Raw genomic sequence first — 6,380 nt, forward strand, 5'->3', positions numbered from 1 at the left:
CCAAGCTACAACAATAAGGAAAATAAGGAGGGGCAATGGAGTTTGTAACCAGAAATGTAAGCCTGCACTACCGCCGTTGGTGGGTTGAGAAAGCGCTTGGGGTAGTAGTTATTTCCCACGGCTTGGGTGAGCATAGCGGCCGCTACACCATGCTGGCCCAGTATCTGAATCGTGCCGGGTTCAGCGTCTACGCCCCCGATCATTATGGTCATGGGTTATCGGATGGAAAAAGGGGGCATATTGATGATTTCTCCCTTTATTGCGAGGACCTGCATGAATTTATTTGTTTGGTCAAAAGTGGTAACCCCGATACAAGTGTGCATCTGTTGGGTCATAGTATGGGGGCGGTGGTGGCCTGCGGCAGCGCTATTCGGTATGGTTTCGTGGACAGTGTGATCCTGTCTGCGCCTGGATTTCGCGGAGCTAAAGAGCCCGCTGGCCTGGAGCTGTGGCTGGTAATGATGCTGGCCAAATTATTTCCGAAGCTTGTACTTTCCAGTCGAATTGATGACAAGTGGTTGAGCCGGGATGTTTCTATTGTCGAAGCCTATCGCAATGATGAGCTTGCCCACCACGGGGTTTCCCTGCGTTGGTTTGAAAGCTTTCTCCAGGAGAGGGCGTTTCTGTCAGCTAACCTGGAGCGGCTGCTTACACCCTGCTTAATGCTGCTGCCGGAATCGGATCGTTTGGTGGATGTAGAGCTGAGCCGGGAGTGGTTTGGTCGAATGGGTTCGACCAATAAAAGGCTTCACTGTTTTCCGGCAGCTTACCACGAGCTGTTCAACGAGGTGGAGGAGGGGCGTCTAGCCCGTGATTTACTACTGGGCCACCTAAACTCCATTTTGCCAGCCTCAAACCCTGTCATCTCTGGATAAAAATAGGTAAAGATGGGTTAAAACGGGGAAATCTGTTGGCTTAAGCAGAGGCGAATACCGTGAAAAACCCCATGAAGCATTGTATGATACGCGGTCATTTTTGCCCCCCGGAAGTTGTGTCGGGGGGAAATAGTGGGGTGGAACATGGATAAGAAGTTGCTGAGCCTATTAGTGTGTCCTGTAAGTAAGGCACCGCTTGAGTACCGCGAAGATACCCAGGAGCTGGTTTGTCGAGCCAGTGGCTTGGCCTATCCGGTTAGGGACGGGATTCCGGTGATGCTGGAATCTGAGGCGCGTCAGCTGACAGCTGAGGAAAAGCTGGAAAAATAAGCCAATGGGTGAACCCAGCGTTTTCAGTCAAATAATCTCGGGCGATATCCCGGCCGAGAAAATCTACGAGGATGACCTTTGTGTCGTTATTGAGGATCGGGCGCCACAAGCCCCGACCCATCTCCTCATTATCCCGCGCAAACCTCTAGTTAATCTGTCCGATGCCAAAAGCGAAGACAAAGGTCTACTCGGCCACCTGATGTGGGTGGCAGCCGAGCTGGGCCGGCGCTTGCGACTCGAGGGCTTTCGGCTGGTGGTTAACAATGGCCGTAGTGCGGGGCAGACCGTATTTCACCTGCATGTTCACCTGCTGGCTCAAAAGAAGATGCCCGAACAAGGGCTTGCGCAGTAGCAGGACAGACGTGGCACCGCGTCATCGGTGTCGTTCACATAACTTTCAACTAACGAAGTGGAATTACGCCGGATGAAAAGCGCACAGATTCGCGACGCCTTTCTGAATTACTTTGCCGAGCAGGGCCATACTGTGGTGCCGTCGAGCTCTCTGGTTCCGGGCAATGACCCGACCCTGCTATTCACCAATGCCGGCATGGTGCAGTTTAAGGACACCTTCCTCGGTCAGGAAAAGCGTCCTTACAATCGGGCCGCTAGCTCCCAGCGCTGTGTGCGTGCCGGAGGCAAGCACAATGACCTGGAGAATGTGGGCTATACCGCGCGCCATCACACCTTCTTTGAAATGTTGGGCAACTTCAGTTTTGGCGATTATTTCAAGCGTGAAGCCATCCGCTTTGCCTGGGATTTCCTCACAAAAGTACTGGGTCTGCCCGAAGAGCGCCTGTGGGTGACTGTTCATATCAGCGATGATGAGGCCGCTGATATCTGGTTAAAAGAAGTGGGCGTTAGCGCAGAGCGTTTTTCTCGCCTCGATGAGGACAACTTCTGGCAAATGGGCGATACAGGTCCTTGTGGGCCCAGCTCAGAAATTTTCTACGATCACGGTGCCGATGTTCCCGGTGGCCCCCCAGGTTCCGATAACGACGATCTCGACCGCTATATTGAGATTTGGAACCTGGTATTTATGCAGTACGAGCGCACTGCTGATGGCGAACTGCACCCACTGCCCAAGCCCTCCGTAGATACAGGCATGGGTTTGGAACGTATTGCCGCGGTTATGCAAAGCGTGCACTCAAATTATGAAATTGATCTTTTCCAGGCGCTGCTTAAAGCTGCTAGTGAAATAGTCTCCTGCAAGAACCTCGAAGAAAAATCCCTGCGTGTCATTGCAGACCATATTCGCTCTTGCTCCTTCCTGATTGCTGATGGGGTGATGCCATCCAATGAGGGGCGGGGTTTTGTGTTGCGTCGCATTATCCGTCGTGCTGTGCGTCATGGTCACAAACTCGGCCATAAAGAGGTGTTCTTTTTTAAGTTAGTGGAAGCCCTGACTGAGCAAATGGGTGATGCTTATCCTGAGTTGCGTGAGAAGCAAGAGCTTATTGAGCAGGCTCTACGTAAAGAGGAAGAGCAGTTTGCCAAAACCCTGGACAAAGGGATGGCTCTGCTGGAGAGTGCGCTGGCCTCCCTGGAAGATAGCGAGATTCCTGGTGAGCTGGTGTTTACTTTACATGATACTTATGGCTTCCCCACCGACCTGACTCAGGATATTGCCCGAGAGCGTGGTTTGTCACTGGATATGGCAGGTTATGAGGCTGCGATGGAAGCCCAGCGCGAACGTGCGCGCGCAGCAGGTAAATTCAAACAGGACTATACCGAGGTTCTGGATCTGGAAGGTGTGACAGAGTTCCTCGGTTACGAAACAACTGAGGCGCGGGGCAGGGTTATCGCTATCGTCAAAGGTAGCGAGCAAGTCGATCGCCTGGAGGAAGGTGAAGAAGGTGCGGTGATTCTCGACCGCACCCCGTTTTATGCCGAGTCTGGAGGCCAGGCTGGCGATAGTGGCTATCTGAGTTCAACAGCTGGCCGTTTTGAGGTTCGTGATTGTACCAAGCAGGGCGGCCACCACTTGCACACCGGTAAAATGTTGCAGGGTGTCATCACTATTGGTGATCAAATTTCTGCCAAGGTGTCTGCAGAAGTGCGCCAGGCAACCGCACTGAATCACTCCGCCACCCACCTGCTGCACGCTGCTCTGCGCAAAGTGTTGGGCGAGCATGTTACGCAAAAGGGGTCGCTGGTGGACTCCGAGCGCCTTCGTTTCGATTTCTCTCATCCAGAGGCTGTTACCAATAAGCAGCTGCATGCCATTGAATCCCTGGTGAATGCCCAGGTTCGCGCCAATACTCCGGTTGATACTTGCGAAACCGATATTGAGTCTGCCAAGGAAATGGGGGCAATGGCCCTGTTCGGTGAGAAATATGGCGATACAGTTCGTGTTCTTTCCATGGGAGAGACTGAAACTGGCGCTTTTTCTGTTGAGTTATGCGGCGGGACTCATGTCAAGCGCACCGGTGATATAGGTCTTCTGCGCATTGTGAGTGAGAGCGGTATCGCCTCCGGTCAACGCCGTATTGAAGCCGTGACTGGCGCACATGCGCTGTCATTGTTCGATCAAACCCAGCAGCGTCTTGAACATATTGCAGCACTTCTCAAGGCGCGCCCGGATAGCCTTGCCGATAAAGTTGAGCAGCTATTGCTTAACAACCGCAAATTGGAGAAGGAAATTGGTCAGCTTAAGACCAAATTGGCCAGTGGTGCCGGAGGTGATCTCTCTGCTCAAGCGGTGGAAATTGCTGGCTTCAAGTTATTGGCGGCGTCTGTTGATGGCGCAGACCCTAAATCCCTGAGAGACCTGGCTGACCAGATGAAAAACAAGCTTGGTAGTGGTGTTGTCCTGCTTGCAGCACCTGGTGAGGATAAGGTGGCTCTGGTAGCGGCAGTAACCAAGGACCTGACAGATCGCCTGTCAGCGGGGGATCTTATGCGCTTTGCCGCTGCCAAGCTTGGTGGTAAGGGCGGTGGCCGTAAGGATATGGCACAGGGGGAGGAACTGATGTTGCCGCCCTGGCGGGTATGTTGCAGGAGGTGCCCACATGGGTTGAGGGCTCCCTCAGCAGCTGATTTCGGTAAAAACGGCGCCAGAAGTCGTATGTGAAGTTGATTTCACCGAAGTTTGGTGATTAAGTGCGCGCCTGCACAAGTCAGAGCAGTGCGCGTACTTGGCCAGGGGCTAAGGAAACACAAAGATTATGAGTTTGTTCGTGCAGAAATACGGTGGAACCTCTGTAGGCTCGATAGAGCGTATAGAGGCTGTCGCTGATAAAGTAGCCACGTTTCGCGCCAAAGGGCATGGCTTGGTTGTGGTACTTTCTGCCATGAGTGGAGAGACCAACCGCCTGATTGATTTGGCATATCAGATCCAGGAAAAACCCGATCCCCGCGAGCTGGATGTGCTGGTGTCTACCGGTGAGCAGGTCACCATTGCGCTATTGAGCATGGCTCTGAAGAAACGTGGCTATGATGCCTGCTCCTATACCGGGGGGCAGGTCAAGATCCTCACGGACAACGCCCATACCAAAGCACGTATCCAGCGTATTGATGTTGAACGCATGCGCGCTGACCTGGATAACGGCAAAGTAATTGTAGTAGCCGGCTTCCAGGGGGTAGATGATGATGGAAATATCACTACTTTGGGGCGCGGTGGTTCAGATACCACGGGCGTGGCTCTCGCTGCAGCGCTTGATGCCACTGAGTGCCAGATTTATACGGATGTTGATGGGGTCTACACCACTGATCCACGAGTGGTGGATAGTGCGCGTCGTATGGATCGGATTACGTTTGAGGAAATGCTGGAGATGGCGAGTCTTGGCTCAAAGGTCCTGCAGATCCGCGCCGTAGAGTTTGCCGGTAAATACAAGGTTCCGCTGCGCGTACTTTCAACTTTTGAAGAGGGTGAAGGAACCCTGATTAGTCTGGATGAGGAAAACAACGAGATGGAACAACCCGTCGTATCTGGTATCGCATTCAACCGTGATGAAGCCAAGCTAACTATTCGCGGTGTTCCGGATACCCCTGGGGTTGCCTGCCGTATTCTTGCACCAGTTGGCCGCGAAAATATTGAAGTGGACGTGATCGTGCAAAACATCAGCGCGGTTGATGGAACTACAGACTTTACTTTTACTGTGCATCGAAATGATCTGCATAAAGCGCGTGATGTTCTGGAGCGTGTTTCGGCGGAACTTGGCGCACGCGAAGTGATCACAGACGACAAGATTGCCAAAGTATCAATTGTCGGCGTGGGAATGCGTTCCCATGCGAACGTGGCCAGTCGTATGTTTAGTGCTCTGGGTGAAGACAATATCAATATTCAGATGATCACCACATCTGAAATAAAGATATCGGTGATTATCGATGAGCGCTACCTCGAGCTTGCTGTGCGTGCCTTGCATAGTGAATTTGAGCTCTCTGATAAACAGAGATGAAATAAACGCTATAACCGGAGCTAAGGCGGCAAGAGCCACCCATTTCGATTCAGTTGCTTGGCATTACATCCAACCTGTTGAGATTTTGTTCGACTGGTCAATACTGAATAGTGTGATGGGTAGTTTTTGACCTTTTTGCACCGCCATCCGGTTAAGATGACCAAATAAGAGCAGCGTCAGGAAAACACCGGCCGCTCTTTATCACAGGATGATCAAGGAGAAGTAGGTAATGTTGATTTTAACCCGCCGAATTGGCGAAACGCTGATGGTTGGCGACAATGTCACGGTTACCGTGCTGGGGGTGAAGGGCAATCAGGTGCGTATTGGTGTCAATGCGCCAAAGGAAGTCGCCGTGCACCGCGAAGAAATTTACCAGCGTATCCAGCGTGAAAAGCAATCCTCTGAGGAGGGTGGTAACGACTAGACGCACAGTTTCCCTAAAAAGGCCGGTAACCCGGCCTTTTTTTATTTTTGAATCTTCTCCTCAAAAGAAGTGCTTGGCGGGAAAGTCGTTTTTTTGCCCGTGTTGTCTAAAAGGTGTTCGATAAGACAAAAAAGTGCAAAAAGTTATTGATTCCCCATTGCTTTTTGTCGGGCCGTTGGTATTATGCCGCCCACTTTCAGCGAGCAACCAGTTAGGTTGTTGAGTAGAAAGAACCTCCTAAAAGAGGTTTTTCGGAAGAAAAGTTTCGAAGCAAATTAAAAAGGTGAGATGGCCGAGTGGCTGAAGGCGCGCCCCTGCTAAGGGCGTATGGGTTAACACTCATCGAGGGTTCGA

Annotated in this window: 5 protein-coding genes, 1 tRNA gene and 1 pseudogene (1 of these 7 running past the window's edge); all 7 read left to right on the top strand. The window is 51.9% G+C overall.

From position 1 onward, the window contains the following. The first annotated feature begins 35 nt into the window (after window positions 1–35). Window positions 36–875, top strand: a complete 840-nt coding sequence (locus tag P3339_RS06625; RefSeq protein ID WP_282952803.1) for an alpha/beta hydrolase — start codon at window positions 36–38, stop codon at window positions 873–875. Between the two features lie 144 nt (window positions 876–1,019). Further along, entirely contained in the window at window positions 1,020–1,205 is a 186-nt protein-coding gene (locus P3339_RS06630) for a Trm112 family protein (protein WP_020411321.1), read from the top strand. Window positions 1,206–1,209: 4 nt separating this feature from the next. Next, window positions 1,210–1,557, top strand: a complete 348-nt coding sequence (locus tag P3339_RS06635; RefSeq protein WP_020411320.1) for a histidine triad nucleotide-binding protein — start codon at window positions 1,210–1,212, stop codon at window positions 1,555–1,557. A 72-nt stretch (window positions 1,558–1,629) separates the two neighbouring features. After that, window positions 1,630–4,241: pseudogene (gene alaS / locus P3339_RS06640) on the top strand (alanine--tRNA ligase). A gap of 128 nt (window positions 4,242–4,369) precedes the next feature. Next, entirely contained in the window at window positions 4,370–5,602 is a 1,233-nt protein-coding gene (locus tag P3339_RS06645) for an aspartate kinase (protein ID WP_282952804.1), read from the top strand. Window positions 5,603–5,831: 229 nt separating this feature from the next. Next, on the top strand, window positions 5,832–6,026 hold the full coding sequence (gene csrA, locus P3339_RS06650) for a carbon storage regulator CsrA (protein ID WP_020411317.1): 195 nt from the start codon (window positions 5,832–5,834) through the stop codon (window positions 6,024–6,026). A 282-nt stretch (window positions 6,027–6,308) separates the two neighbouring features. Then, a tRNA-Ser gene (locus P3339_RS06655) sits at window positions 6,309–6,380 on the top strand; it runs 18 nt beyond the window's last position.

This window comes from Microbulbifer sp. MLAF003 (genome assembly GCF_030012965.1).
GTDB lineage: Bacteria > Pseudomonadota > Gammaproteobacteria > Pseudomonadales > Cellvibrionaceae > Microbulbifer > Microbulbifer variabilis.